A 26,540-nucleotide genomic window follows, 5' to 3' on the forward strand; every position below is an offset into this window, starting at 1 on the left:
CAATGAAAAGAAACATGAAATCAGTGAATGATTTCATGTTTCTTTTTACCGTCCATTCTCCGTTTGTCGATAATCACTAGGTGAAATGCCGACTTTTTTCTTGAATAAACGGCTGAAATAGGCGGTGTTTTCGATGCCGATCGCCAATGAGATCTCTTTGATGGAAAGACGAGAATAGCGCAAAAGGTCTTTCGAGTAAGAGATGCGTTTGCTGATCTGGTACTCGATGGGGGGCAAGCCCATGTATTTGGAAAACTCCTTGACGATTTGATACTTATTGATATGGTACCTTTCCTCCAAAGATTCCAAGGTGATCCCTTGACGGAAATCCTCTTCTAGCTGGTCACGAATCTGCAAAATATAAGGCGGGATCTCACTATCCGAAAAATCGAGATGATATTTTTGCAGGAGCAGTTCATTGAGTAGCTGATGGATCAAAACAGAGCTTTGGAAGGCAGTTTTCGCATTTGGTTCTGGCTGTAACATCAATAAATCTTGTAAGACCAAATGGATCGGATTTTGGCGGCTGCTGGCAGGATTTGTGTGAAAAACTGGACTGCCATTTTTGAGAAATTCATCATAAAACGCTGCGACGTTGGCGCCATATAGATGGATCCAGTCCATTTCCCAGGGCTCTTGACTAACGGTGCGGTAGTACTGATAGTCTAGGCAGTCGATAAAAAACACATCACCTGCTTTTAATTGATAGCTTTTTCCTTTGTAGCGCAATTCACCGCAACCGGACAATGTATATTTGATCAAATAAGAAGGCAAGTTCTCTCGTTCTGTAAAGTAAGGTTTGCTGGCTTTGAAATAGCCGATTTCTTGAATGTAATAGAAAAGTTCACGCTGCTTTTGGGTTGAAGTGTTGATGTAACGCAGTGAATCGGTTGACCACGAGTGGTTGGCTTTTTCCCAGTAATCCATCGGATCCTCCTTTTTACCAAGATTGTGCAAGTCTTTATCAAAATTGTGTGATGAAACTCGTTGATTGTCAAGCTAAAATTGAGGCAACAAGAATGAATCAGTAAATTGTAATCGATTTATTTTTAACCAAGATAATGAAAGGTGGAGACCAGTGAACACATTTATCGCAATCGATATCGGCGCATCAAGCGGTCGTCTGATGTTGAGCCGTTGGGAAAATGAGCAGATCACTTTAGAAGAGATCCATCGCTTTAAAAACGGCTTTCGTCCCCTTGAAGGCTTTGACCGCTGGGCGATCGATTATTTGATCCAAGAGATTTTAGTAGGACTGCAAAAAGTGAAACAAGCCGGTATCAATGACTGCTTCGTCGGAATCGACACCTGGGCAGTGGACTACTGTTTGATCGATCAAGCAGGCGAACGTTTAGGCGACCCAGTCGCTTATCGAGATAGTCGCACCAATGATGCGATCGCGGCTTTTGGCCAGCGCTATTCTTTGCAAAAACTGTATGAGAAAACAGGCATTCAGCTGCAGCCCTTCAACACGATTTTTCAATTAGCTACAGAAGAAGCGCAACTGTTGCAAAAAGCCGACAAACTGCTGTTGATTCCAGATTATTTGGGCTACGTTTTTACCGGCAAGATGGTCACGGAAAAAACCAATGCCTCGACGATGCAGCTTCTAAATGCCAATACCCAAACATGGGATGCAGAATTATTAGCTGAGATTGGCGTAACAGAAGGACTGTTCCCACCATTGGTTGATGCTGGGACGGTTTTAGGCACACTGCAAACTCAGAAGTTTCCAGCCTATGATTTGCCACAAGCGACCTTTGTCACTGTCGCTAGTCATGATACGGCGTCGGCGATCATCGGTACACCCGGAGAAGGGTCAGAGTGGGGCTACATCAGCAGCGGGACATGGTCATTGCTGGGGATCGAAACCAAAGTACCCAACGTTTCCCTTGCCGCCTTCGATGAAAATTATACGAACGAATGGGGTGCCCACAACACGATTCGCTTTTTAAAAAATATCATGGGCATGTGGCTGATCCAAGAAGTGGCTCGGCAGCAAGATTATCAATATTCCTATGCAGAATTGGCGGAATTGGCGCAAGCAACGCCTGCTTTTCAACAGTTTGTCGATGTCAATGATCCTCGTTTTTTGAATCCAGAAAATATGATTACTGAACTGCAAGCGTATTGTCGAGAAACCCAGCAGAAAGTTCCAGAAACCGCAGGGGAACTGGCTCGCTGTGTTTATGATAACTTAGCGCTTTGTTATGCCAGCGAATTGCAAAAGCTGGAACAGCTGACAGGTACGACGAACAAGCTGCAAAAACTGCATATCGTGGGGGGCGGTTCCAACAATCGCTTTTTAAATCAACTGACGGCTGATGCTGCGCAGCTGACGATCGAAGCTGGCCCAAGTGAAGCAACGGCGATCGGCAATCTTTTAATGCAGATGATGAGTGCTGGCATCTTCACGTCGCTGGTTGAAGCACGCCGCGCGGTCAAACACTCATTTCCTTGCAGTGTTCATGAACCACAGCCTTTTGATCACAAGATTTTAAGCAACTATAAACGTTTTATAGAAGGAGAAGGAAAAAATGACAACGATTCAACAGCGTTATGAAGAAGCTAAGACAGCATATGCCAAATTAGGCGTCGACACGGATGCGGTTTTGAAAAAATTAGCCGATGTGAAAATCTCGATGCATGTTTGGCAAGGGGACGATGTCCAAGGATTTTTGAGTGATGAAGCATTATCTGGTGGGATCTCTGTAACGGGGAATTATCCTGGTGCTGCCCATACCCCAGAGGAGTTGCGCCAAGATTTAGAAAAAGCCTACTCTTTGATTCCTGGAAAACACAAATTGAACCTTCACGCCATCTATTTAGACACCGAGGAAGCAGTGGATCTAAATGAATTGGAGCCGAAGCATTTTGAAAAATGGGTCGCTTGGGCGAAAGAACAAGGCTTAGGTTTAGACTTCAATCCAACCTTTTTCTCACATCCCATGTTCAAAGATGGCTTTACCCTTGCTTCACCAGATGAAGAAGTTCGTCAGTTCTGGATCGAACACGGCAAACGTTCTCGTCAAATCGCTGCCTATATGGGGAAAGAAACTGGGCAAGTCTGTGTCAATAATTTCTGGGTGCCAGATGGCTACAAAGACAACCCGATCGATCGTTTTACACCACGGGAACGCTTGATGACAGCGTTAGATGAGATTTTTGCTGAAGAATTGCCAGCGGAATACACGGTAGATGCCGTGGAAAGCAAGTTGTTTGGTCTTGGTGCCGAAGCCTACACCGTCGGCTCTCATGAATTTTATATGGGCTATGGCTTGACGCGCGATAAATTGATTTGTTTGGATGCTGGACATTTCCATCCAACCGAGGTGATCTCCAATAAATTGTCTTCATTGGCACTATTTAGCAAAGGCATTTTGCTGCATGTCAGCCGTCCTGTACGCTGGGATAGTGATCATGTCGTGATCATGGATGATGAACTGCAAGAGATTGGCCGCGAATTGGTTCGCAATGACTTATTGCCAAAAACCAACATTGGGTTAGATTTCTTTGATGCGACGATCAATCGGGTCGCTGCGTGGGTGATCGGGACGCGCAATACTCAAAAAGCGTTGCTAAAAGCGATGCTAGAACCGATCGAAGAACTAAAAGCAATCGAATTGTCAGGTGATTTCACCACTCGTTTAGCCATGACGGAAGAATTAAAAGACTATCCGTATGCAGATGTTTGGAATTACTTCTGTGAAAGCCAAGGGGTACCAGCAGGTCTGGATTGGCTATCAGAAGTGAAAGCCTATGAAGAAACCGTCTTAAAAGCCAGAAAGTAGGAGAACGATGAAAAAGATTGATATTTTACAAGCGAATTTTGTACAAGAAATGATGGAAACAACAGCAAATCTTTACCGTTTAGGGTGGGATGAGCGCAACGGTGGCAATATTTCTTACTTATTAACAGAAGAAGAGATCTTGCCTTTCATCGATCCGCAAAGCGTCTTGCGGGAAATTCCCATGATTTTTGATGCTACGGCACTAGCCGGCAAGTACTTTATTGTGACAGGTTCAGGAAAATACTTTAAAAATGTAGCCGCACATCCAGCGGAAAACCTTGGTGTGATTCGGGTCAAAGAAGATGGGCAAACATTGGAATTGCTTTGGGGCTTGGAAAATGGTGCGGTGCCAACGAGTGAATTGCCAAGTCATTTCATGAGTCATATCGCTCGCTTGTCGGTCGATCCAGAAAACCGAATCATCATGCATAACCACGCATCGCATCTTTTGGCCATGAGTTTTACCCATGAGTTGGATGAACGCAGTTTCACGCGGACCTTGTGGCAAATGTGTACGGAGTGTTTGGTTGTCTTCCCAGAAGGCGTTTCCATCATTCCTTGGATGGTCCCAGGAACGAATGAAATCGGCGAAGCAACGGCTGCTAAAATGAAAGAAACCCGTTTGGTTCTTTGGCCACAACATGGGATCTATGGCGCTGGCAAAGATATGGACGAAGTCTTTGGCTTGATTGAAACGGCAGAGAAAGCTGCGGAAGTGTACACCTATGTCAAAGCGCAAGGCCCAATTTTACAAACCATTACAGATGAAAATCTGAAAAAATTGGCTGACGCTTTCAAAGTCACTCCCCGAGCAGGCTATCTTGAGGTATAATCAATGGTAGAAGAATAGAAAAGGCTTTCAGTTTTTTCTATTTAAACTATATTGTGAATAAACAAACAAATGGAGGTAGGAAGAATGGCGAATAGAATGATTTTGAATGAAACATCGTATTTTGGAAAAGGAGCGATCGAGAACGTACCGACAGAATTCAAGGCACGAGGGTTCAAAAAAGCGGCAGTGATCACCGACAAAGATTTGGTGAAATTTGAAGTAGCAACCAAAGTGACGAAATTATTGGATGAAGCAGGTGTCGACTATGCGTTATATGATGGGATCGTGCCCAACCCAACGATTCAAAATGTCAAAGACGGCTTAGCGTTTGTCAAAGAAGCCCAAGCTGATTGTATCATTGCGATTGGCGGTGGTTCACCGATCGATACGGCAAAAGCGATTGCGATTATTGCTACGAATCCTGAATTTTCCGATGTGATTAGTTTGGAAGGCGTGGCAGACACGAAACATCCATGCTTGCCGATTTTAGCGGTACCGACAACTTCTGGGACTGCAGCCGAGGTAACGATCAACTATGTGATTACAGATGAAGAAAATCATCGGAAATTCGTTTGTGTAGATCCTCACGATATTCCTCTAGTAGCCTTTGTGGACAGCGATATGATGATGGGGATGCCGAAGAGCTTGGCAGCCGCAACGGGAATGGATGCCATGACCCACGCCATCGAAGGCTTCATCACCAAAGGCGCTTGGGAAATGACTGACATGCTGCACATCAAAGCAATCGAGATCATCGGGCGATCATTGAGAGATTCCGTGAATGGCGATCAAGCAGGACGAGAAGCGATGGCACTAGGGCAATACATTGCCGGTATGGGCTTTTCAAATGTCGGCTTGGGCTTAGTCCACGGCATGGCACATCCATTGTCCGCTTGGTACAACATTCCTCACGGAGTAGCGTGCGCGTCTTTGTTGCCAACCATCATGAAATACAACAAAGACTTTACGGGTGAAAAATACCGTGAGATCGCGATCGTTTTAGGCATTGAAGGGGCAGAAACGATGTCACTTGAAGACGTCCGAGATGCTGCTTGCCAAGCAATCGATCAGTTAAGCAAAGATGTGGGCATTCCAGCGACCATTTCTGAATTAGGCGTCAAAGAAGAAGATATCCCAGCCATCGCCAAAGATGCCTTGAACGATGTCTGCACACCAGGCAACCCGCGGGAAACGACTTTAGAAGAGATTATTGAGCTTTATCGTTCGTTGATGTAAAAGCTCAAATCGTTCCTTTCAATGAGCGTGCTTATTTCGCTTGCTGTATAGGCGCTCAAACCTGGATTGCTCCTTAACGACGGTTGAAGGGTTTCGATAAACGGCGTTTTCCTTCTCGTTTCATGGGAACTAGCAGCTTTTCTTATTCCAACAGTTGAATAATGAACATTGATGATAACACTGACTTTGTTACAGCCATTTTGAAAAATGGCTGTTTTTTTTGTCCTTAACGTTGTATTGTAATTCTTATTATTGATCATCTTTGTCCCATGAAGGGGACAAAGAATGATAGAACGCTTACATTTCCTAGTGCTATGATAAGTGTGTAGAAAGGAGAACGGTTACATGACTGTTATGGAACAACGAAAGAGAAAAATCATCCATATTCTTTCCAATACGAGAGAATTTGTCACGGCCGATGAACTATCCGCAGCGCTTCGACTTTCTACAAAGTCGATTTATCGCATCGTAAAAGCGATCAATGAGGATGCCGCGATTGACTATGTGATTCTCTCAGAAAAAGGGAAAGGCTACCGCTTAAGTTTCCATCATCAAGAAAAGCCCCAGAGTCAGAAAGCGGAAATGCCAAATGCGCTGACACCAGTGGAACGCCGGAACAAAGTGATGGAGGAGCTATTGCTTATTTCTCCAAAAAGAAAGAATATTTTTTCCCTGTATCAGCCTTTTTATGTGAGTGAAACGGTTATCAACAGTGATGAGAAATTAATTTCTGAAGCTTTGCAGCGTTTTGAGCTGACGGTTTCCCGCAAAAATAAAATGATCGGGGTGAACGGTGCAGAAAAAAATATCCGTCGTGCATTGCAGGAGTATATCCAGCAAACCCGCAATATCCGCTTGGATGATCTGCATGTGACGAATGAGGCGTTCAACCGTTATGATGCGGAGTTTGTTTTGCGACAGCTGAATTTGATTGAAAATCACCTAGGCTTAGTAATTCCTCACCCATACAACATCAATATTTTTTCTCACCTGTATATCTTATTGCGGCGGTTTCGCAAAGTAGGGAATTCGTTTAACGAGGATATTTTAGATGAGAAAGAGAAACAGCAAATGCAAGAAAACCCAGAGTTAGCCACCATCGCCAAAGAGATCATTGGCAATAGCGAACAGTACTTGCATACGAAATTACCAGAAAACGAAAGCTATTATATGTATCAGTACCTCGTCTCCTCACGGATGCAAAAGGCCACGGATGAACTAGAGGATCTGTCAGAACAAGTAAAACTGATTTCCAATGCATTTATAGAAAAAATGAGCACTCAGCTGCAGCGCTCATTTGAAGACGAGGAGTTATTCGGTAAATTGGCTCGCCATATCAAACCAATGATCAATCGATTGCGACATGGGATCGAAGTCAAAAACAATCTTTTGGAGCAAATCAAATTAGAATACACAGATTTGTTTTTTGCTACCGAAGAGACTGCAAGAGAAATCTGTCAAGTGTATGATTTGCCAGTGCTCACAGAAGATGAAATCGGCTTTGTCACCCTTTACTTTGCTCAAGCGATCGAAGAACATCCCCAACAACTCAAGGTCATGATCGTCTGTACTACGGGAATCGGGACCTCCGAATTATTAAAAGTAAAAGTGCATAAGAAGTTTCGTGAGTTGGCAATCACGGCTGTCCTACCTTCTCGTGATGTGGAAGCGGCTTTAAAGCAGCACCCGGATACGGAGATGATCATCTCAACCGTTCAATTAACGATCGATAGTCCGATTCCGGTCGTGATCGTGAGTGCCATGCTGACGATGGAAGACCAAAAACGCCTTGAAGCGATGATTGGGAGGGTGAGAAATGACTAAATTCCCTTTGTCCCTTACTTTAGTTTCAACAGAAGCTGGAGAGACGAAAGTCGATGTTTTAAGGAAGATTGCAGCAGTTAGCCAAACAATCGGGCTGACGGAGAGCAAAACCTTGCTATTTGAAGCTCTGCAAGCCCGAGAAGCGAGCGGCAATACGATGATTGCTGAAGATTTTGCGCTACCGCACATTGAAAGTGCTGTGGTGAAAAAAAGCGGAATCGTCCTCGTCAGAGGTGAAGAAGTCCTTTGGCAGGGAACGCTGCAAGCAAAAACGATTTTTGCGATCCTGATGAAGACTAACGAAACAACCGCGGTGAAACAAGCAGTCATCCGTTTAATGAAATGTTTCGCCTATGAAGAAAATCTGCACTTCATTGCAGAAAAATCAAAAGAAGAAATCGAAGCCTTCCTTCTCAACCAACGTGGCTGATAGGAATGAATGGTCAATTCAGTAAGGTAAAAGGTAATCAACTAGAGGAGGAAAACGAATGGATATTTCAACAGTGATTGATCCAAAAATAATCAAAACCAACATGGAGGCAGCTTCTAAAGAAGAAGCCCTGCAGCAATTGAGTCAGCTTTTATATACCAATGAGTACTTGACGGATCAGGCAGCATTTTTAAAAGATGTCTATGAGCGGGAAGCAGTCGGTCAAACAGGGATTGGCAATTACATTGCCATTCCCCATGGAAAAAGTGCTCATGTGAAGGAGATCGGCGTAGCAATCGGGGTTTTAAAAGAAGAGATCCCTTGGGAAACGTTGGATGGCAAGGGAGTGAAAGGAATTATCTTATTTGCCGTCGGTGATGACACGGAAGGGGCGCAAAAGCATTTGAAACTACTCTCTTTGTTCGCTCGGAAATTAGGAAATGACGAGGTGACGGCTGCCTTGTTGAAAGCAAAAGAGCCGCAGCAAGTGATTGAAGCATTTCAAGGATAACAGAAAATTTAAGGAGGAATTATTATGAAAATTGTCGGAGTATGTGCATGTACAGTAGGGATCGCTCACACTTATATTGCGCAAGAAAAGTTAGAAAATGCGGCTAAAAAGGCAGGTTACGAGATCCATGTGGAAACACAAGGAACGATCGGCCGTGAAAATGAATTGTCACCTGAAGCGATTGCGGCTGCAGATGTCGTGATTTTAGCAGTTGACGTCAAAGTAGCAGGACGTGAACGATTTGAAGGGAAACGGATCATTCAAGTGCCGACCGAAGTTGCCATCAAGTCCCCAAGCAAATTGTTGGAAAAAGCCAAAGAGGTCGTCCAACAGCAGGCGGTCTAAGCAAACCGAAGGAGGAAGGAAACTATGGAAAAAATCAAAGCATTGAATTTAAAAGGACATTTATTGACAGCCATCTCCTATTTGATTCCGATCGTCTGCGGTGCCGGATTCTTGATTGCCATTGGCATGGCTTTCGGCGGCACCAGTCAGGGACAACTGGTGCCAGGTGAATTTACGATTTGGGATGCTTTAGCTACGATGGGAGGTGCAGGACTCGGGTTGCTTCCGGTGGTCATTGCGACAGGAATTTCTTATGCGATTGCCGAAAAACCGGGGATCGCGCCAGGGTTTATTATTGGTTTGACAGCCAATGCCATTGGTGCAGGTTTTATTGGGGGAATCTTGGGCGGCTACTTAGCTGGATATCTAGTAATTGCTATTTTACGATATATTAAAGTACCAAATTGGGCGAAAGGCTTGATGCCGACATTGATCATTCCCTTTTTGACCTCTTTGATCGGTGGTCTGATCATGGTCTATATTATCGGTACACCGATCACTGCCTTTACGAACTTACTAACGAACGCATTAAATAGCTTAGGCTCCTCTTCATTATTGGTTTTTGGTGCGGTCATCGGCTTGTTGAGTGGCGTTGATTATGGCGGACCAATCAATAAAACGGTCTTTGCTTTTGTTCTGACGATGCAAGCAGAAGGGATCAATGGACCGATCACTGCGTTGCAATTAGTCAATACTGCAACACCAATCGGTTTTGGTTTAGCATTCTTTATTGCAAAATTGTTCGGCAAAAACATCTATACGCCTGTAGAAGTGGAAACGTTAAAATCTGCCGTACCAATGGGTGTGATCAATATCGTTGAAGGGGTGATCCCAATCGTTATGAACGATATCGTCCGAGGGCTGATCGCAACAGCTATCGGTGGCGCTGCTGGAGGTGCTGTTTCAATGGTCTTAGGGGCAGATGCAACGGTACCGTTTGGTGGTGTGCTGATGCTGCCGACTATGACTCGTCCATGGGCTGGGGCAGTAGCTTTGTTGGTAAATATAGTAGTGACTGGGATCACCTTGGCTTTGATCAAGAAAAATGTCACTGAAGAACAAGTAGCCGCGCAAGCAGAAGTGGAAGAAGAAGAAATCGATTTAGATGATATTCAAATTTTCTAAGAAAAGCGATTCAATTGAAAGAAGAATCGTTCCTCTCAGTACAAGACTGATCGAGGAGAAAGGATAAGTCTATGAACAAAGTTGAATTTTCACCGTCACTGATGACGATGGATCTAGATAAATTTAAAGAGCAAATCACTTTTTTGAATGACCAAGTGGACTCCTATCATATTGATATTATGGATGGTCATTACGTACCCAATATTTCCCTATCCCCATGGTTTATTCAAGAGGTCCGCAAAATCAGTACTTTGCCTTTGTCCGCTCATTTGATGGTCACTGAACCTGCCTTTTGGGTGCAGCAGCTGATCGATATCAACTGTGAATGGATTTGCATGCACGCTGAAGTTTTGGATGGGTTAGCATTTCGTCTGATCGATCAAATCCATGATGCCGGATTAAAAGCCGGGATCGTCTTAAATCCTGAAACGCCAGTATCGGTCATTTTGCCTTATATCGATCGTTTGGATAAAGTCACGATCATGACGGTTGATCCAGGGTTTGCTGGCCAACGCTTTATTGAAGGGGCGTTAGATAAAATTGTTGAACTGCGGGAATTACGGGAAGAATACGACTATCACTATGTCATTGAAATGGATGGTTCCTCCAATCGGAAATCCTTCAAACGGATCGATGAAGCCAATCCAGACATCTATATTGTCGGACGCAGTGGATTGTTTGGTTTAGATGATGACATTGCCAAAGCATGGTCGATCATGGTCGCAGATTATCAAGAAATGACTGGAAAAGTTTTGAGTAGCTAAGCAAAGCCGAAAGCAAAATAACCGGACGACTCAAGTTGCGGACTGTTAAAAAGAGGAGCATTAGATGCCTCCTAGCCTGTAAACTTTGGGTGTCTGGTTCTTTTCTATTGTGAAAAGGCAGTGAATAGAAACATGCTGGCTGAAGAAAGTGAAGGAGGCAATTTAATTGAAAAAATTATTTGATAAAATCGATCAATTAGGAGTGAACACCCTTCGTACATTAAGTATCGAAGCCGTACAAAAAGCCAATTCAGGACATCCAGGATTACCGATGGGGGCAGCACCCATGGCCTATGCCTTGTGGACCAAACACTTGAAAGTCAATCCAACGACTTCTCGCAACTGGGTGGATCGTGACCGCTTTGTTTTGTCTGCTGGACACGGTTCGGCGCTATTGTACAGCTTGTTGCATGTGTCTAGTTACGATGTGACCATTGAGGATCTAAAAAACTTCCGTCAATGGGATAGCCGCACGCCAGGACATCCAGAAGTCGATCACACAGACGGCGTGGAAGCAACCACTGGACCTTTAGGACAAGGGATCGCTATGGCAGTCGGTATGGCAATGGCCGAAGCCCACTTGGCTGCAACCTACAATCGCGACAAGTATCAAGTCATCGATCACTATACCTACGCTTTATGTGGCGATGGGGACTTGATGGAAGGTGTTTCGCAAGAAGCTGCATCCATGGCGGGTCACATGAAATTAGACAAACTGATCGTCTTGTACGATTCAAATGACATCTCCCTAGATGGTCCGACCTCAAAAGCTTTTACAGAAAATGTCGGTGCGCGTTTTGAGGCGTATGGCTGGCAACACATTCTCGTTGAAGACGGCAATGATTTAGAAGCAATCTCAAAAGCGATCGACGAAGCAAAAGCTGAAAGCGACAAACCAACCTTGATCGAAATCAAGACTGTGATCGGATACGGTGCGCCAAATCAAGGCACCTCTGCCGTTCATGGTGCGCCGATCGGTGCCGAAGGCATTTCTGCAGCTAAAGCGATTTATGGTTGGGAATACCCAGAATTTACCGTACCTGAAGAAGTTGCCGCGCGCTTCAAAGAAACCATGATCGATGAAGGGCAAAAAGCTGAAGTCGCTTGGAACGAAACCTTCCGTGCCTATGAAGCAGCCTACCCAGAACTTGCGGCGCAATTCAAACAAGCCTTTGCGGGTGAATTGCCAGCAGATTGGGATGCAACATTACCAAGCTACGAAGTTGGCAGCTCACAAGCTAGTCGGGTTTCCAGCAAAGAGATGATCCAAGCCTTATCCCAAGCCGTCCCTAGTCTCTGGGGTGGATCGGCTGACCTTTCTGGCTCCAACAACACGATGGTGGCAGCAGAAAAAGACTTTGAACCTGGTCAATACGAAGGCCGCAACATTTGGTTTGGTGTGCGAGAATTTGCGATGGCGGCAGCGATGAACGGAATCCAATTGCATGGCGGTACACGAATCTATGGCGGGACATTCTTCGTCTTCGTTGATTACTTGCGTCCAGCGGTGCGCTTGTCTGCGATCCAGCATGCACCTGTGATCTATGTCTTGACGCATGACTCCGTGGCGGTGGGAGAAGATGGACCGACGCATGAGCCAATCGAGCAATTAGCCAGCGTCCGTTGCATGCCAAATGTCCAAGTGATTCGTCCAGCAGACGGCAATGAAACCCGTGCTGCCTGGAAATTGGCCATGACAACAACGGATAAACCAACGGTCTTAGTCTTAAGCCGACAAAACCTACCAGTGATCGAAGGCACGCAAACTGGTGCGGATGAAAATGTCGCAAAAGGTGGCTATGTGATTTCAAAACAATCCGGTGAAACACCAGCGGGGATTTTGATCGCCACAGGTTCTGAAGTGAATCTTGCGGTTCAAGCACAAGCTAAATTGGCAGAAGAAGGCATCGATGTATCGGTGGTCTCCTTACCAAGCTGTGATCTGTTTGAATCACAAAGCTCAGAATACAAAGAAAGCGTCTTGCCAAAAGCAGTGAAGAAACGCGTAGCGATCGAAGCGGCTTCCCCATTTGGTTGGGAACGTTACACTGGCTGTCATGGAAAAGTGATCGCGATCGATCACTTCGGTGCATCAGCACCTGGCGACAAAGTCTTAGCGGAATTCGGCTTCAGTGTTGAGAATGTCGTGAATAACTTCAACTCACTATAATCAAAAAACAGGCGATCTTTAGAGGGAACATTCCTTTGAAGATCGCCTGTTTTTATTTATTAAGGAAACGCGGATAAGTTTACGCTCATTGTTTCTCTATTATTAAAAGGAGCCATGAAATCATCTGTCGATAGCAGTCATCAGCGACAGTGTTTGGTGTCCGATCAAAGTCATGCTGATCTAAATCGAGCCAAAGTGTTTTGGCACGGGGGACTTGTGCTGCGAAAGCTTCGGAGGCGCTGAAGGGAACGTCTGGATCTTTTTTGCAATGAACGACAAAGCAAGGAGGAAAGTCTTTGTAAGCGGCAGCAGGAATCGCCAAGGCTGCCAGCTGTTCCCGATTGCCTAAATAACGCTGCCAGTTGCCATATTGACGGGCGGAAAGGTACAAAGGGAATCGTTTTTCTAACGTGCCGTGGGTGATTGGTTGGCTTTCGATCATAGCTTCGGCGTCGAGTGGCGGGACTTTCGGAAATTGCGTGTAAAAGCGTGCCGGCTGCAAAAATTCTTTATAAAACAACTCTTGGTATCCGTAAAATCGGATCAAGCCTTTTTGCTCCGGATGCTTTGTGCGTGCGGTCAGTAAGGTCGCTAAAAAACCGCCGGCGGAGCGACCGAATAGAATGTACTCATTTGCACCAACGCCGCTGAAGTGCCAGCCCTCTGTCAAAAACCATTCCACTGCCTTTTTTGTATGAAGGTAAATGTCGTTCAGCGCTACTTCGGGAGCCAGTGGATAATCAAAGAGATAAAGGCTAACACCGGCAGCCAGCAATTGGTGGACATAATCCTGCGGAAGGTCTTCTCGCTGACCATAGAGGAAGCCACCACCATGAAAATACAAAAGGCTGATCCGAGGCTGCGCTGCTTTTAGGATCGTCACTTCTAACGGCAAAGTGCCGTAGGTGTCAAATTGGATTTTTTCTGTTTGCGCAAAGGCATTTTTAGGATAAACCATTGTTTTCTTCCTTTCTCTTCTTCGATAGTATAAGGAAGAGTATAGGAGAAGGAAGCGGTTTAGAAAACAGCGTTATGACTAAAAATAGAAACGGTTTTGTCGAAAGTGAACAATGATGTCCTTCAGTAACACGCTTACAATAACCGTATAAATCAAAGGAGGCAGAACAATGGAGTTGAAAAAAGAAGTAGCGGCAATGATCGATGCATTATCTCAGATTGGGAGTGATCCAACTGGAGGAATGACTAGACTGCTTTATACCGATTCATGGAAAGAAGCGCAATCATTTGTAGAAAAACAATTAAAAGAAACTGGCTTAACGACGTCCTATGATGCAGTCGGCAATCTCTTCGGCAGAATGGAAGGCAGCCAGTATCCAGAAGAAACGATTCTTTCAGGGTCACATATCGATACCGTCGTCAACGGTGGCACATTAGACGGTCAATACGGGGTCGTTGCTGCTGCTTTAGCGATCAAGTATTTAAAAGAGACCTATGGGCAACCTTTACGCTCCTTGGAAGTCATCTCAATGGCAGAAGAAGAAGGCAGTCGTTTTCCAACCGTTTTTTGGGGAAGTAAAAACTTTGTCGGAGAGGCCAAAAAAGCCGATGTTGAAGCGATCGCAGATTTTGAAGGCAATAGCTTCGTGGCAGAGATGCAACGCCAAGGCTTTGATTTTCGCGACCCACAAGAACCGGTTCGATCAGACATCAAAGCCTTCGTGGAAATCCATATCGAACAAGGCAGTGTTTTAGAAAAAGAAAACTTGCAGATCGGAGTCGTCAATAGTATCGCTGGTCAAAAGCGCTACACCTTTGTCTTAAAAGGACAAGCCAATCATGCAGGCACCACACCGATGGGCTATCGTCAAGATGCTGTGTATGGTTTTGCCAAAATGTGTGCCGCAGTGATCGACCGTGGCTTAGATCTTGGGGATCCATTAGTTGTGACATTCGGTAAAGTTGAGCCAAAGCCGAATACGGTTAACGTGGTTCCTGGTGAAGTGTTGTTTACGATGGATTGTCGCCATACTGATGGGCAGCTATTGGATGCCTTTACTGCTGAAGCAGAACAGATCATTCAAGCGATCGCCAAAGAGCACGACCTGACAGTGGAGATGGACCTATGGATGGATGAACGCCCAGTGCCGATGGACGATACGATCGTTGCCACGGTGGAACAAGCGGTGAAGCAAACCGGCAAACGCTACAAAGTGATGCATAGTGGGGCGGGTCATGATTCCCAAATCATTGCACCACATTTTCCAACGGCGATGCTGTTTGTACCAAGTATTGATGGGATTAGCCACAACCCAGCCGAAGCAACAACTATCGAAGATTTAACAGCTGGGGTAGAAGTTTTAGCAGCTTCCCTTTACGAGCTAGCATACAAAGAATAGAAAGCAGGGACACACATGGGATACAAAAATAATAATACGGGCTATTTAGATGGATTGCTGCAATCACGTGCAGTCATTAGAAAAAATAATTTTGCGATCTTGCCGCATGACGGGTTAGTGAATAATGTCATTCCAGGATTCGAAAACTGTGAATGTTCGATACTCGGCACACCAAAATTAGGGGCGTCTTTTGTCGATTACATCATTTCATTCAAAAAAGAGGGCGCCAACCAATTGGGCTTCGGCGGTCCAGAGATCGAGAGTTTCTTGTATGTCATCTCGGGCAAACTGGAAGTAAGTGATGGCAAAGAAACCCATACATTGACGGACGGAGGCTATATCTATCTGCCTGCTGGAGAAAAACTGTATATGAAAAATCTCCAAGAAGAAGCGACAGAAGTGTTCTTGTATAAGAAGCGTTACCAACAGTTAGAAAATCACCAATCCTACAAAGTAGTGGGGAATCTTTCAGAGTTGACACCGATCCAATACGAAGGGATGGCAGACGTCTTGCTTTGGGATTTCTTACCGAAAGAGTTGGGCTTTGACATGAATATTCATATCCTTTCCTTTGAACCAGGGGCAAGTCATGGCTACATTGAGACCCACTATCAAGAACACGGGGCGTACTTACTGTCAGGTAAAGGGATGTATAACTTAGACAATGAGTGGTTCCCGGTGGAAAAAGGCGACTACATTTTCATGAGTGCCTATGTACAGCAAGCGGCCTATGGTGTTGGTCGTGACGAACCATTGACCTATATTTATTCCAAAGATTGCAACCGCGATCCGGAAATTTAAAGGAGTTTAGAAAATGGAAGAGACGGTTATTGTACAGTCACAAGAGTTACAGCAATTGATCCAAAAAAAATTAGCGGCTGCTGGTTTGTCTGAAGCGCACGCAGCAATCGTTGCAGAGCATTTGGTCTTTGCCGATGCCAGCGGGATCCACTCTCATGGGGCTGTACGGGTAGACTATTACGCAGAGCGGATCGCTAAAGGTGGAATGAATCGCACTCCACAGATCACGTTTGAAGAGACTGGGCCGAGCTGCGGGATCGTTCACGGTCAAAATGGCGCAGGGCAGGTCGTTGTATTAGAAGCGACAAAGCATGCCATTGAGATGGCTAAACGTTCTGGGATCGCGGCAGTTGGTGTACGGAAAACGAGTCATAGTGGGGCGCTATCCTATTATGTCAAAAAAGCTGCAGAAGCTGACTTGATTGCATTATCTATGTGCCAATCAGATTCAATGGTGGTTCCTTTTGGCGGCAAAGAAAATTATTTTGGTACCAATCCAATCGCATTTGCCGCACCACGAAAACAGGGGGCACCGGTGGTCTTTGATATGGCAACGACGGTCCAAGCGTGGGGCAAAATATTAGACGCTCGCTCCAAAAATAAAGAGATTCCTGCAACATGGGCCGTTGATGCCCATGGCAAGCCAACAACGAATCCGCATCATGTTCATGGGTTATTGCCAATCTCAGGACCAAAAGGCTTTGGGTTGATGATGATGGTGGATATCTTGTCTGGAATGCTCCTAGGGCTGCCTTTTGGCAAGCATGTTTCCTCTATGTACAACGATCTGACGAAAGGTCGCGACTTAGGGCAGTTTATTTTGCTGATCGATCCGCAACGCTTCACAGATTTAGACACATTTAAAGAGTCGGTGGAAACGATGATCGAAGAGCTGCACGCCATACCGGCTGCTGAACAGTTCCAGCAAGTCTATTATCCAGGCGAGATCAATCAACTAACCTATGAAAAATATATGGCAGAAGGCATTCCCATCGAGAAGAACATTTATCGCTATCTCATTAGCGACACGGTTCATTTTGACCAGTATTCTGGGTCAGATGCCTTTGCACAGACAGGAACAGGAGAGTGAGGAGACCCATGTTACACACTATTATTCAAAAAAACAATTACCAAGATTCCATTGTTTTAATGCTTTTGACCAATCGTCTACTGACGATCGAAGGGATCAACAACGCTTCGGTCATGATGGGCACACCTGCCAATAAGGACATTTTCAAGACGGGTGGTCTTTATACCGAGGAGATGAGCAATGCGACATCCAACGATATGGTGCTCGTTTTAGACATCGAAGAGGAAGAAATCATCGAAACAGTCCTGTCAGAAATCGATGCCTTCTTATCGGACCAAAGCAATAGCGCAGGAGAGGAAACCCAAAGCGTCAAAACTTGGGAAAAAGCCTTAGATCTTGGAAAAGATGCGAAGGTCGCTGTCTTATCGATTCCCGGTACTATGGCAGCACCAGAAATTGAAACCGCATTAGCAGCGGGCAAACATGTATTTTGTTTCAGTGATAACGTTTCATTGGAAGAGGAAGTTCGGCTAAAGAAACTGGCGCATGAAAAAGGACTTCTTTTAATGGGACCAGATTGTGGCACAGGGATTCTCAATGGGATACCAGTAGCCTTCACCAATGCCGTCCGTAAAGGGAAAATCGGTGTTGTCGGCGCTTCGGGTACTGGTATCCAAGAAGTCACCACTATTATTCATAAATTGGGTGCCGGTGTGACACAAGCCATCGGAACCGGTGGACGAGATCTCAAAGAAGCCGTCGGTGGGATAACCATGAAAGATAGCATTCTTGCCTTGGAACACGATCCTGATACGGAGGTGATCGTGGTGATCTCCAAACCACCTGCACCACGTGTCCGAGATGAAGTGTTGGCACTTTTAAGAAGAGGAACAAAACCTGCAGTCACGATTTTTCTTGGGGAAGAGCCAACGGACCACGAAGAAAATCTTTACCGAGCCTACACGCTGGAAGAAGCGGCTCAATTAGCCGTGCAGCTGCTACGTCAAGAACAGATTGGACTAGAGCCAGTGAAAGAGGAAACAGCAGCTGCCACTTTTGGACCTGAACAACAAAAAATCAAAGCTTACTATTCTGGCGGAACATTGGCGTACGAAGCAGCGATGCTTGTTAAAGCAGGATTAAATCTGGAACAAGAAGATACCCATCAGGAAGGGTACATCTTAAAAGCAGCTGGCCATGAGATCATCGATTTAGGTGATGACATTTATACTCAAGGCAAGCCCCATCCGATGATCGACCCAACAAAGCGGATCGAACTGTTGAAACAAGCGGGGGAAGATCCTGAAACGGCAGTGATTTTGTTAGATATCGTTTTAGGGTACGGCTCTCATCAAGATATGGCGAGTGAATTGGCACCGACCATCAAATCATTGAAGGAAGAAGCACAAGCAGCTGGTCGGGAGTTAGCGGTGATCGCTACGATCGTTGGAACTGATTTAGACCCCCAAGATAGCAACGAGCAAGCAGAGATTTTAACCGCAGCTGGCGTGATTTTGTGTCAAAGCAATGCCCAAGCAGTCAAAAAAGCTTTAGCAATGCTCGGCCATCCCTTTTCCCCAATTAGTCGTAAGCTGTTGCCAAAAGCAGTGACAACTGCCGATGGGTTGCCAGAGCCATCTGAAAAGAGCCGCGAATTGTTGTCGAATGACGCGTTCATCAATGTAGGGTTGCGTAGCTTTGCAGAAGCGATCCAGACACATCACGGTCAAGTCGTTCAATACGACTGGCAGCCAATTGCTGGTGGGAACGTAACGTTACAAAAAGCCTTACGTTTCTTAGCACAAGTGTCACTATCAGAGTAGGAGGAAGTTATCGTGTACGAAACTATTGAAGAAGCAAACCAAGCCGTTATTGCCAAGATCGTTGCCGGTTCGCCTTTTTTGTTGGATGTCGTTCCAGCAGTCAGTGTCATTCCAGAATTAGGTGAAGGAAAAGTCCTATTGCACGCAGGACCACCGATCCGCTACGACCAGATGATCGATCCGATTCAAGGCGCTTGTGTTGGAGCGGGACTTTTTGAAGGCTGGGGCGAAACGGAAGAAGAGGTACGTCATTTATTAGCATCTGGGGAAGTTCAACTGATTCCTTGTCACCACGTGCAAGCGGTTGGCCCAATGGGGGGCATCACCTCTGCCAATATGCCGGTTCTCGTGGTGGAAAACAAAACAGACGGCAACCGAGCGTACTGTACGATGAACGAAGGGATTGGGGCAGTTTTACGTTTTGGCGCCTATTCTCAAGAAGTCATTGATCGCTTGCATTGGATGAAAAATACGTTAGCACCAGTTTTAAGTGCTGCACTACAAACAAAACCCGATGGCTTGAACATCAATGTCTTAGTCGCAAAAGCAATCGCCATGGGGGATGAGTTCCATCAACGGAATATCGCTGCTTCGTTGGCGTTCTTAAAAGAAGTAGCACCAGCGATCGTTACCCTTGAAGGATTTGAAAAAGAAAAACCAGAAGTCATTCAGTTTCTAGCAGACACGGATCAGTTTTTCTTGAATATCATGATGGCTTCTTCAAAAGCGGTGCTTGATGGCGCCCGGACGATTGAAGAAGGAACGGTTGTGACAGCAATGTGTCGCAACGGGCATGAATTCGGTATCCGTATTTCTGGTATGGGGGACGAGTGGTTTACCGGTCCTGTCAATACACCAAAAGGGTTGTATTTCTCAGGATTCAGTGAAGAAGATGCCTCTCCAGATATGGGCGACAGTGCCATTACGGAAACCTTTGGTGTTGGGGGAATGGCGATGATTGCTGCCCCAGCTGTGACACGCTTCGTTGGTTCCGGCGGATTTCACGATGCGTTGAAAACCAGCAATGAGATGTTAGAGATCTCCATTGATACCAATCCGAATTTTCCCGTTCCTACATGGGACTTCAAAGGGATCTGTTTAGGGATCGATGCTCGGAAAGTCGTGGAAACAGGGATCTTACCGGTGATCAATACAGGGATCGCCAACAAACAAGCTGGACGGGGACAAATTGGGGCCGGGACAGTGACACCACCAATGGATTGCTTTGAAAAAGCTGTCTTGGCTTATGCAAAAAAATTAGGATTTGAAGAATAACTCAGGGTCTGAAAACGTGAAAAGGAGCAACCTAGCGATGATACAGGCAAAATGGATCGACCAAGCTTTATTTGAACCCGCATTTATCAATGGCACCTGGCTCGTTCACAGTGTGTTTCAGCATAGTTTCAATCTGCAAGATCCTCGTCAGGATCAGCTGATCTGTGTCTCTAAACAAGCGGCTCGCGTGCCCAAAGGGATGATTTTAGCTGCCGACGATTATGCAGCGTTGGCGACCGACTTGCTTGCTGGTACCACTCTTTTGGTTCAGCAACGAGTGATCCATTTTCCGCATCATCGTCTGTCTTTTCAAAAGGCAGCCATGTTTACAACCACCTTCCCAGCTGGCACAGCCCCATTTGATCGAGAACTGTTTTGGTCAACCCTCCAACATGTCACGGAAAAGACGGGGATTCAAGAAGCTGTTTCACAAACCATCAGCAGCAATCATCCGTTTTATGACGCAATCGATCAGCTATGCACGCCTTCATTTAAAGAACAACGGCAAGCAGTCGCTTATTTAGTCGGACGGGGTGTCGGATTGACCCCCACAGGCGATGATATGCTAGTTGGTCATTTGCTGGCTCGCCGAGTGATGGGGCAAGAAGATACCCGCTTGGTGGCTTATCTACAAAGAAGGCTGTTGACAGTCAATGATTTGACGACTGACGTCAGTAAACATTATCTTCTGCATGCGTTGACAGGCGCATTCAATCAATCGGCGTTATCCTTGACCAGGTGTACCGATTCAGCGGCTTTTTACCAAGTAATCAAAGAGATACTAGCGATCGGTCATACCTCGGGGGCTGACTTTTTGGCAGGGTTTGCTCGCAGTATCAATCAATTTCAAAACAATAGAAATGAGGAATTCATATGGCAAAACGAGTGGTCATCGCTCTAGGGGGCAATGCAATTTTAAAACCGAATCAACCAGCGACCGTAGAGACACAGCTTGCAAATATCCAGTTAAGTGCAGAACAGATCGCTAAAATCGAGAAACTTGACCATCAAATCGTTGTGACGCATGGCAATGGGCCGCAAGTCGGCAATATTTTACGACAAAATGAAGAAGCCAAAGAAGTCGTGCCGCCTTTTCCACTGGATGTCTGCAATGCAGAGTCACAAGGCTTTATCGGTTATTTGATGGAGCAAAGCATCAAAAATAAAATCGATCAAGAAGAACTGACCAGCAATGTCGTGACCTTATTGACTCAAGTGGAAGTGGCAGCGGATGATCCCGCGTTTGAAAAGCCAACGAAGCCGATCGGCTTGTTCTACTCAGAAGAAGAAGCAAAAACAATGGCTGAGGAAAAACATTGGGTTATGGAAGAAGATGCTGGACGTGGGTACCGTCGCGTCGTGCCATCCCCACAACCTGTGACGATCCACGGCGTGGAATCAATGGTTCATTTATTGAATCAAAATACCATCGTGATCGCTGGTGGCGGCGGTGGGATTCCAGTCGTAAAACAAGCGGAAGGCTTGAAAGGGATCGAAGCAGTCATCGATAAAGACCGAACTGGGAAAAAATTGGCAGAACAAGTGGATGCCGATGTATTTATGATGCTGACCGACGTCAGCAACGTTTATATCAATTACGGAACACCGGAGCAAGAAAAATTAACGGGGTTATCCGTAAGTGAAGCGCAAGCATATTTTGATGCGGGGCATTTTGCAGAAGGCAGTATGGGGCCGAAAATGGAAGCAGCGATTGCGTTTGCCAAGCAAGGAAAGACGGCAATCATCTGCTCATTGGAAGAAGCAGACTTAGCATTGTTAGGTGAAGCAGGCACAAGGATCGCTGGGTAACACCAGCGATCCAACTGCTTGATTCGCCTATTAGTCGCCTTCTTCGGACAGCTCAAGGGCTAAGCGCAGATCCAGGCTAATGCTAGGATCATGCACGTTTTTTCCTAGTAGCTTTTGGCACTGTTCGATGCGGTATTTGATCGTATTGCGATGAACGAACAAGGCTTTGGCGGTGCGGGTGATCTCACATTGATAATCCAAGTAAGCCCGTAAGGTTTTGCGCAATTCGATGGTGGCATCTTCTTGCGGAAACGCCAATTCTTTGAGGATCGTGCGGCAGAAATAATGGATATCTTCAGGGCTCATTTTTTCAAATAGACTCCGCATTCCCCGTTGATGGTAGAAAGAGACGATGGGAGAATCATGTTGGCCTCTTCGTTCTTCATAAGCAGTCTTTGCTTCAATGTAGGAGCTGGCTAAATCATTGATGCTTTCACAGACACTCCCTACACCAAAGGCCATTCGAAAAGGCAACCGATTGGTCAAAGCATTGGCGGTCTCAATCAAATGGTCTTCTAAGGCATCACACTTATGCTGCACGAAAATCGCAAAGTGATTGCTGCCCTTTAAGCGAAAGAGACAAACATCTTTGATGCGATAAGGCAGTTGTTCACTAAACCACTGATAGACCAAGTCACTTTCTTCTTTTAGGTATTTGTCTTTGCCTTTGGTTTCTTTGGTTGGTTCGCAGGCACCATAGATGACACGATAATGGCGGGCTTTGACCAACCCATAAGTTTTTCCGAGATCTAACCAATCCTTTTGTTCCTGTTTGGAAGATTGCTGGTATTCGATCATTCGTGTTAAAAAGTCACTTTTTAAATCTTCAAAAGATTCTTGCACTTTTTGGTTTTTGTAGAGCATAAACGACAAGACCAATGCTGCTTGTTCCAGCGCAAAATCCGAGACAGGATAAGGAATCGCCTCTGGATTCAAAATGACTAAATAATGGGGGAAATAAGTGGAGGTTTCAATGGCATAATAAGAAATTTGTGACGTTTTTTCATGAAGATCTTTGATAGGGATTGCCCCGCTTTTTTCACCAGTAAAAACCCCTTTCGTTTGTCCTAATTGATGGATGTAATACTCCGCGGGTTTTGACATGCGGGTGAAATGCTTGGAGTGGGCAATCACTTGTTTAAAAGGATTCAACAAAATGATCGGTGTATTGACCATTTGGCCAAAATCAGCGATAAAGCGAGCGATGCTGACATCCTTCATCAAGGAAGCAGAGAACCGTTTTTGAATGTCTAATGCATAACTCAGCTGCTCGGTTTTGGTGTTCCATAGCAAATTCAAAAGCTGGTGCATCAAACGCCCCAGCGGCATCGTGGCAGGTACTTCTACGATGGGGAAACCCAAGCTATCGGCGTAGGCGATGACTTCAGGATCGATGACATCCAAAAAACGACCAATCTTGATGCCTAATCCAGCGGCATTTTTGGCTACGAGAGAATCGATCAGCTCTAGAAGCGCTCCTTGATTATCTTTATAAACCATCGCCGTGCTTAAGATAAAGGTATGCTCAGGAATATAGTGGGCGATATCGGGGGTCTCGGTGATTTCGATACTGTCGACGGGAATTTCCGCAGTCAGGGGATCTGTCAATAAACGCAAATTGGAAAAGCGTGGTATAGCAAGCAATTCAGCAACTAACTTCATAGAGAAACTCCTTTTGGAATTGAACAAAACAAACAAAAACATGTCCTTTTTTAGCTTTATTGTACAACAAACTTGGAAACGTTGACAAGGCGTTGGACAGTGAAATCAAAAAGAGAAATGAGGGAAAAAGATGTATAAAGAGTTAACGATCGCACAACGTACGATCATGACACCTGGGCCTGTAGAAGCCCATCCAGCTGTTCTACAAGCAATGACCAATCGCATTTTGGGGCAGTTTGATCCGAATTTTTTGGCGATCATGGATGAGGTCAAAGAAATGATCAAACAACCGTTTGGAACCAAAAATAAAGAGGCATTTGCCATTGATGGGACTTCCCGAGCTGGTTTAGAAGCGGCGCTGATCGCTTTGATCGAACCAGGGGACAAAGTCTTGATCCCCGCCTATGGGCGCTTTGCTTTCTTACTTGGAGAAATCTGTGAACGTGCCCAAGCGCAAGTCAAATATGTAGAAAAAGAATGGACGGCTCCTTTTGCACCCGCAGAGGTCATCAAAGAAATCGACGCATTTCAACCCAAGATCGTGGCGATGGTCCACGGGGAAACTGCCAATGGGCAAATGCAGCCGTTAGCAGAAATCGGGCAGTATTGTCGCGCAAAAGATATTTTCTTTGTCGTTGACATGGTGGCGACTTATGGTGGCGTGGCCCTGTCAGTCGATGATTGGTGTGTCGATTTGGCAATTGCCGGTACACAGAAGTGTTTAAGTGTGCCGTCTGGTCTTTCATTAGTGACCTACAACGATCGAGTCGAAGCCGTCCTTAATGCCCGTTACCAAAAAGAATTAGGCTTGAGCAAAACGGATCGAAACAAGCGGTACATTATGAGTAATTACTTGGATTTGAGTCAATTGCAACGCTACTGGAACAAAGAGCGAATCAACCATCACACAGAAGCGACGAGTATGATCTATGCGCTTCATGAAGGATTACGGATGTTGCTAAACGAAGGCCTCGATGCAGCCTATCAACGTCATTTGACGAATGAAGGGGCGTTGGTCGCTGGACTGGAGGCAATGGGGCTTTCGATTTATGGCGAAAAAGCAACCAAAATGCCGACAGTTACCCCCATCTTTATTCCAGAAGGTGTTGATGGCGAAGCTGTCCGAGAAGAGATGCTTCACTCCTTTGGTGTAGAGATCGCTAGTTCATTTGGTGATCTAAAAGGAAAAATCTGGCGGATTGGAAATATGGGCTACAGCAGCCGCAAAGAAAATATTTTACATGTCCTAGCCGCGTTAGAAGGGGCACTATTGTACCAGCAAGCACCAATTTCTGCCGGCAAAGCGCTCATCGCTGCGTTAAATTACTACCAAAAAACGACTTAAAATTTTAGCACAAATGCACAACGACTGAAAGCGCTTTGTGAAAAATGACAAATGCAATAGTCGGCAAAAAAACGTACACTAAGACTATCTTAAAGCGCTTTCGTTGGCGTGCTTCACAAACTTTACTTGTGTAACTGATGGAGGGAAAAAAATGGAAATCAATAAAGAACGTGGTGGGCTTGCCTACTGGAAACAAATTATTATCTTAATGTGTTCAGGCTGGGTCACTATCTGGATTTATCGCGCTGCGTTATCACCGGTCTATCCGCAAATCAATGAGTCACTTGGCGGCAATATTTCTGATACAGCATTAGGATCGATCGCCAGCTTTTACTTTTTCGGCTATGTGATCATGCAGATCCCTGCCGGCTTTTTAGTGGATAAGATTGGGAAGAAAACAGTTCTGCTCCCGGGATTTGTGGTATTTGCACTGGCAGCTTTACTTATTTCACAAGCCTCTTCAATCTCCATGATCTATACCGGTAGCTTTTTAGCAGGGATCGGCTGTGGATCATTTTATGGTTCCGCGTATTCTTTGACCTCACAGAACATTCCGAAAGAAAAGAAGAGCTTCTCAACAGCGATCGTCAATAGTGGTTCTGCCGTTGGTTCAGGGTTTGGGATGATCTTATCAAGCTTTATCGTTATTCAGATGAATATGCCTTGGCAAACAATGATGTATTTATCCGCTTTCTTGATCGTTTGTATGACGATCGCTTTCGCATTGGTTATCCGCAGCAACAAAGAAGACGTAGCTTTCTTGGAGAGTCAAGCAGCAGCTGAAGAAGAAACAACGGATCAGCCGAAAGAAAAAGTTTCCCTTTCGACCTTGTTCTCCCTGCGGATGCTCTTTACGTATGTGTTATATTTTGCGACGTGTTATGCCTACTATATGACGGTTACTTGGCTACCAAACTTCTTAGGAACAGAACGAGGCTTCCAAGGAGTCGCAATCGGCTTCTCTTCTTCATTGGTGGCATTTGCTTCGATTCCTGGGGCCTTGTTCTTTAGCCGCTTGGCAGACAAATACATGCATAAAAAAGTTACCTTTATCGTTATTTTAGAAGTATTATCGGCGTTGATGTTATTAGTAACGGTGCAAGCAACAAATTCGACTTTCTTAATGATCGCGTTGATCTTGTACGGGTTCCTTGGAAAACTAGCGGTTGAACCAATCATCATTTCTTGGCTAGGGGAAAATGCACCAAAAGTTGGGGTCGGTACGACATTAGGGGTCTTCAACTTTTTCGGCATGATGTCTTCCGTTATCGCACCAACATTGACCGGATCGATCTCGGATGCAACAGGGTCAAAAGTAATGGGCTTTTATATCGCAATTATTTTGTTGATCGGTGGTACATTCTTATTCTTGACTGTAAACTCTAAGAAAACAGCAAAGTAGAAAAGTGA

At 45.3% G+C, this 26,540-nt stretch carries 23 protein-coding genes; 20 read left to right on the forward strand and 3 right to left on the reverse strand.

Features of this window, described 5'->3' with window-relative positions; genetic code table 11:
• Positions 1–45: 45 nt before the first annotated feature.
• Positions 46–927, reverse strand: coding sequence for an AraC family transcriptional regulator (locus IGI89_RS09525; RefSeq protein ID WP_034872044.1), 882 nt, complete (start codon positions 925–927; stop codon positions 46–48).
• Between the two features lie 151 nt (positions 928–1,078).
• Here IGI89_RS09525 and rhaB point away from each other — a divergent pair, with 151 nt between their 5' ends.
• The 11 genes from rhaB to tkt all read left to right on the forward strand — a co-directional run bounded on the left by rhaB (position 1,079) and on the right by tkt (position 13,028).
• Positions 1,079–2,563: a rhamnulokinase gene (rhaB, locus tag IGI89_RS09530; protein WP_438735574.1), complete on the forward strand. Its 1,485-nt coding sequence runs from the start codon at positions 1,079–1,081 to the stop codon at positions 2,561–2,563.
• Positions 2,538–3,791 carry an L-rhamnose isomerase gene (gene rhaA / locus IGI89_RS09535; protein ID WP_016612607.1) on the forward strand — a complete coding sequence of 418 codons (1,254 nt, stop codon included), beginning with the start codon at positions 2,538–2,540 and terminating at the stop codon, positions 3,789–3,791. The genes rhaB and rhaA overlap by 26 nt, the downstream gene beginning before the upstream one ends.
• 7 nt (positions 3,792–3,798) lie before the next feature.
• Positions 3,799–4,623: a rhamnulose-1-phosphate aldolase gene (rhaD, locus tag IGI89_RS09540; RefSeq protein WP_005234418.1), complete on the forward strand. Its 825-nt coding sequence runs from the start codon at positions 3,799–3,801 to the stop codon at positions 4,621–4,623.
• An 84-nt stretch (positions 4,624–4,707) separates the two neighbouring features.
• Entirely contained in the window at positions 4,708–5,859 is a 1,152-nt protein-coding gene (gene fucO, locus IGI89_RS09545) for a lactaldehyde reductase (protein WP_194188777.1), read from the forward strand.
• Between the two features lie 345 nt (positions 5,860–6,204).
• A complete protein-coding gene (locus IGI89_RS09550; protein WP_438735575.1) occupies positions 6,205–7,683 on the forward strand; it encodes a BglG family transcription antiterminator in 1,479 nt (492 codons plus the stop codon).
• Positions 7,676–8,113 (forward strand): PTS sugar transporter subunit IIA, encoded by a 438-nt coding sequence (locus tag IGI89_RS09555; RefSeq protein WP_275626554.1) that lies wholly within the window; start codon positions 7,676–7,678, stop codon positions 8,111–8,113. The genes IGI89_RS09550 and IGI89_RS09555 overlap by 8 nt, the downstream gene beginning before the upstream one ends.
• 58 nt (positions 8,114–8,171) lie before the next feature.
• Entirely contained in the window at positions 8,172–8,624 is a 453-nt protein-coding gene (locus IGI89_RS09560) for a PTS sugar transporter subunit IIA (protein WP_074536500.1), read from the forward strand.
• 24 nt (positions 8,625–8,648) lie between these two features.
• Complete coding sequence (locus IGI89_RS09565; RefSeq protein ID WP_008380953.1) at positions 8,649–8,969, forward strand: PTS fructose transporter subunit IIB; 321 nt, start codon at positions 8,649–8,651, stop codon at positions 8,967–8,969.
• Positions 8,970–8,993: 24 nt separating this feature from the next.
• The gene (locus tag IGI89_RS09570; protein WP_194193172.1) at positions 8,994–10,094 is read left to right on the forward strand and encodes a PTS fructose transporter subunit IIC; all 1,101 of its coding nucleotides are present in this window, start codon (positions 8,994–8,996) and stop codon (positions 10,092–10,094) included.
• 71 nt (positions 10,095–10,165) lie between these two features.
• The gene (gene alsE / locus IGI89_RS09575; RefSeq protein ID WP_008380955.1) at positions 10,166–10,858 is read left to right on the forward strand and encodes a D-allulose 6-phosphate 3-epimerase; all 693 of its coding nucleotides are present in this window, start codon (positions 10,166–10,168) and stop codon (positions 10,856–10,858) included.
• A gap of 166 nt (positions 10,859–11,024) precedes the next feature.
• Positions 11,025–13,028 carry a transketolase gene (gene tkt, locus IGI89_RS09580; protein WP_438735576.1) on the forward strand — a complete coding sequence of 668 codons (2,004 nt, stop codon included), beginning with the start codon at positions 11,025–11,027 and terminating at the stop codon, positions 13,026–13,028.
• Positions 13,029–13,113: 85 nt separating this feature from the next.
• On the opposite strand, the gene IGI89_RS09585 is transcribed toward tkt, so the two are convergent.
• Positions 13,114–13,986: an alpha/beta hydrolase gene (locus IGI89_RS09585; RefSeq protein ID WP_086297695.1), complete on the reverse strand. Its 873-nt coding sequence runs from the start codon at positions 13,984–13,986 to the stop codon at positions 13,114–13,116.
• A 169-nt stretch (positions 13,987–14,155) separates the two neighbouring features.
• Here IGI89_RS09585 and allC point away from each other — a divergent pair, with 169 nt between their 5' ends.
• Genes allC through arcC form a run of 7 tightly spaced genes read left to right on the forward strand, consistent with a single transcriptional unit; the run spans position 14,156 to position 22,123 of the window.
• Positions 14,156–15,385, forward strand: a complete 1,230-nt coding sequence (gene allC, locus IGI89_RS09590; RefSeq protein WP_061053111.1) for an allantoate deiminase — start codon at positions 14,156–14,158, stop codon at positions 15,383–15,385.
• Between the two features lie 15 nt (positions 15,386–15,400).
• Positions 15,401–16,186 (forward strand): (S)-ureidoglycine aminohydrolase, encoded by a 786-nt coding sequence (gene allE / locus IGI89_RS09595; protein ID WP_438735578.1) that lies wholly within the window; start codon positions 15,401–15,403, stop codon positions 16,184–16,186.
• Between the two features lie 13 nt (positions 16,187–16,199).
• A complete protein-coding gene (gene allD, locus IGI89_RS09600) occupies positions 16,200–17,276 on the forward strand; it encodes an ureidoglycolate dehydrogenase (protein WP_101699239.1) in 1,077 nt (358 codons plus the stop codon).
• Between the two features lie 8 nt (positions 17,277–17,284).
• Positions 17,285–19,039 carry an acyl-CoA synthetase FdrA gene (gene fdrA / locus IGI89_RS09605; protein ID WP_008379230.1) on the forward strand — a complete coding sequence of 585 codons (1,755 nt, stop codon included), beginning with the start codon at positions 17,285–17,287 and terminating at the stop codon, positions 19,037–19,039.
• A 12-nt stretch (positions 19,040–19,051) separates the two neighbouring features.
• The gene (locus tag IGI89_RS09610; RefSeq protein WP_005234461.1) at positions 19,052–20,314 is read left to right on the forward strand and encodes a DUF1116 domain-containing protein; all 1,263 of its coding nucleotides are present in this window, start codon (positions 19,052–19,054) and stop codon (positions 20,312–20,314) included.
• A 37-nt stretch (positions 20,315–20,351) separates the two neighbouring features.
• Complete coding sequence (locus tag IGI89_RS09615) at positions 20,352–21,215, forward strand: DUF2877 domain-containing protein (protein ID WP_034872369.1); 864 nt, start codon at positions 20,352–20,354, stop codon at positions 21,213–21,215.
• Complete coding sequence (gene arcC / locus IGI89_RS09620) at positions 21,188–22,123, forward strand: carbamate kinase (RefSeq protein ID WP_008379225.1); 936 nt, start codon at positions 21,188–21,190, stop codon at positions 22,121–22,123. Before IGI89_RS09615 ends, arcC begins: the two co-directional genes overlap by 28 nt.
• Before the next feature lie 30 nt (positions 22,124–22,153).
• On the opposite strand, the gene IGI89_RS09625 is transcribed toward arcC, so the two are convergent.
• Entirely contained in the window at positions 22,154–23,785 is a 1,632-nt protein-coding gene (locus IGI89_RS09625; protein WP_438735579.1) for a PucR family transcriptional regulator, read from the reverse strand.
• A 130-nt stretch (positions 23,786–23,915) separates the two neighbouring features.
• On the opposite strand from IGI89_RS09625, the gene IGI89_RS09630 reads away from it, so the two are divergent.
• Positions 23,916–25,130, forward strand: coding sequence for a pyridoxal-phosphate-dependent aminotransferase family protein (locus tag IGI89_RS09630; RefSeq protein WP_429967316.1), 1,215 nt, complete (start codon positions 23,916–23,918; stop codon positions 25,128–25,130).
• A 151-nt stretch (positions 25,131–25,281) separates the two neighbouring features.
• The gene (locus tag IGI89_RS09635; RefSeq protein WP_438735580.1) at positions 25,282–26,532 is read left to right on the forward strand and encodes an MFS transporter; all 1,251 of its coding nucleotides are present in this window, start codon (positions 25,282–25,284) and stop codon (positions 26,530–26,532) included.
• The last annotated feature ends 8 nt before the right edge of the window (positions 26,533–26,540 follow it).

The organism is Enterococcus sp. AZ141 (assembly GCF_051714385.1).
Classification (GTDB): Bacteria; Bacillota; Bacilli; order Lactobacillales; family Enterococcaceae; genus Enterococcus_D; species Enterococcus_D entomosocium.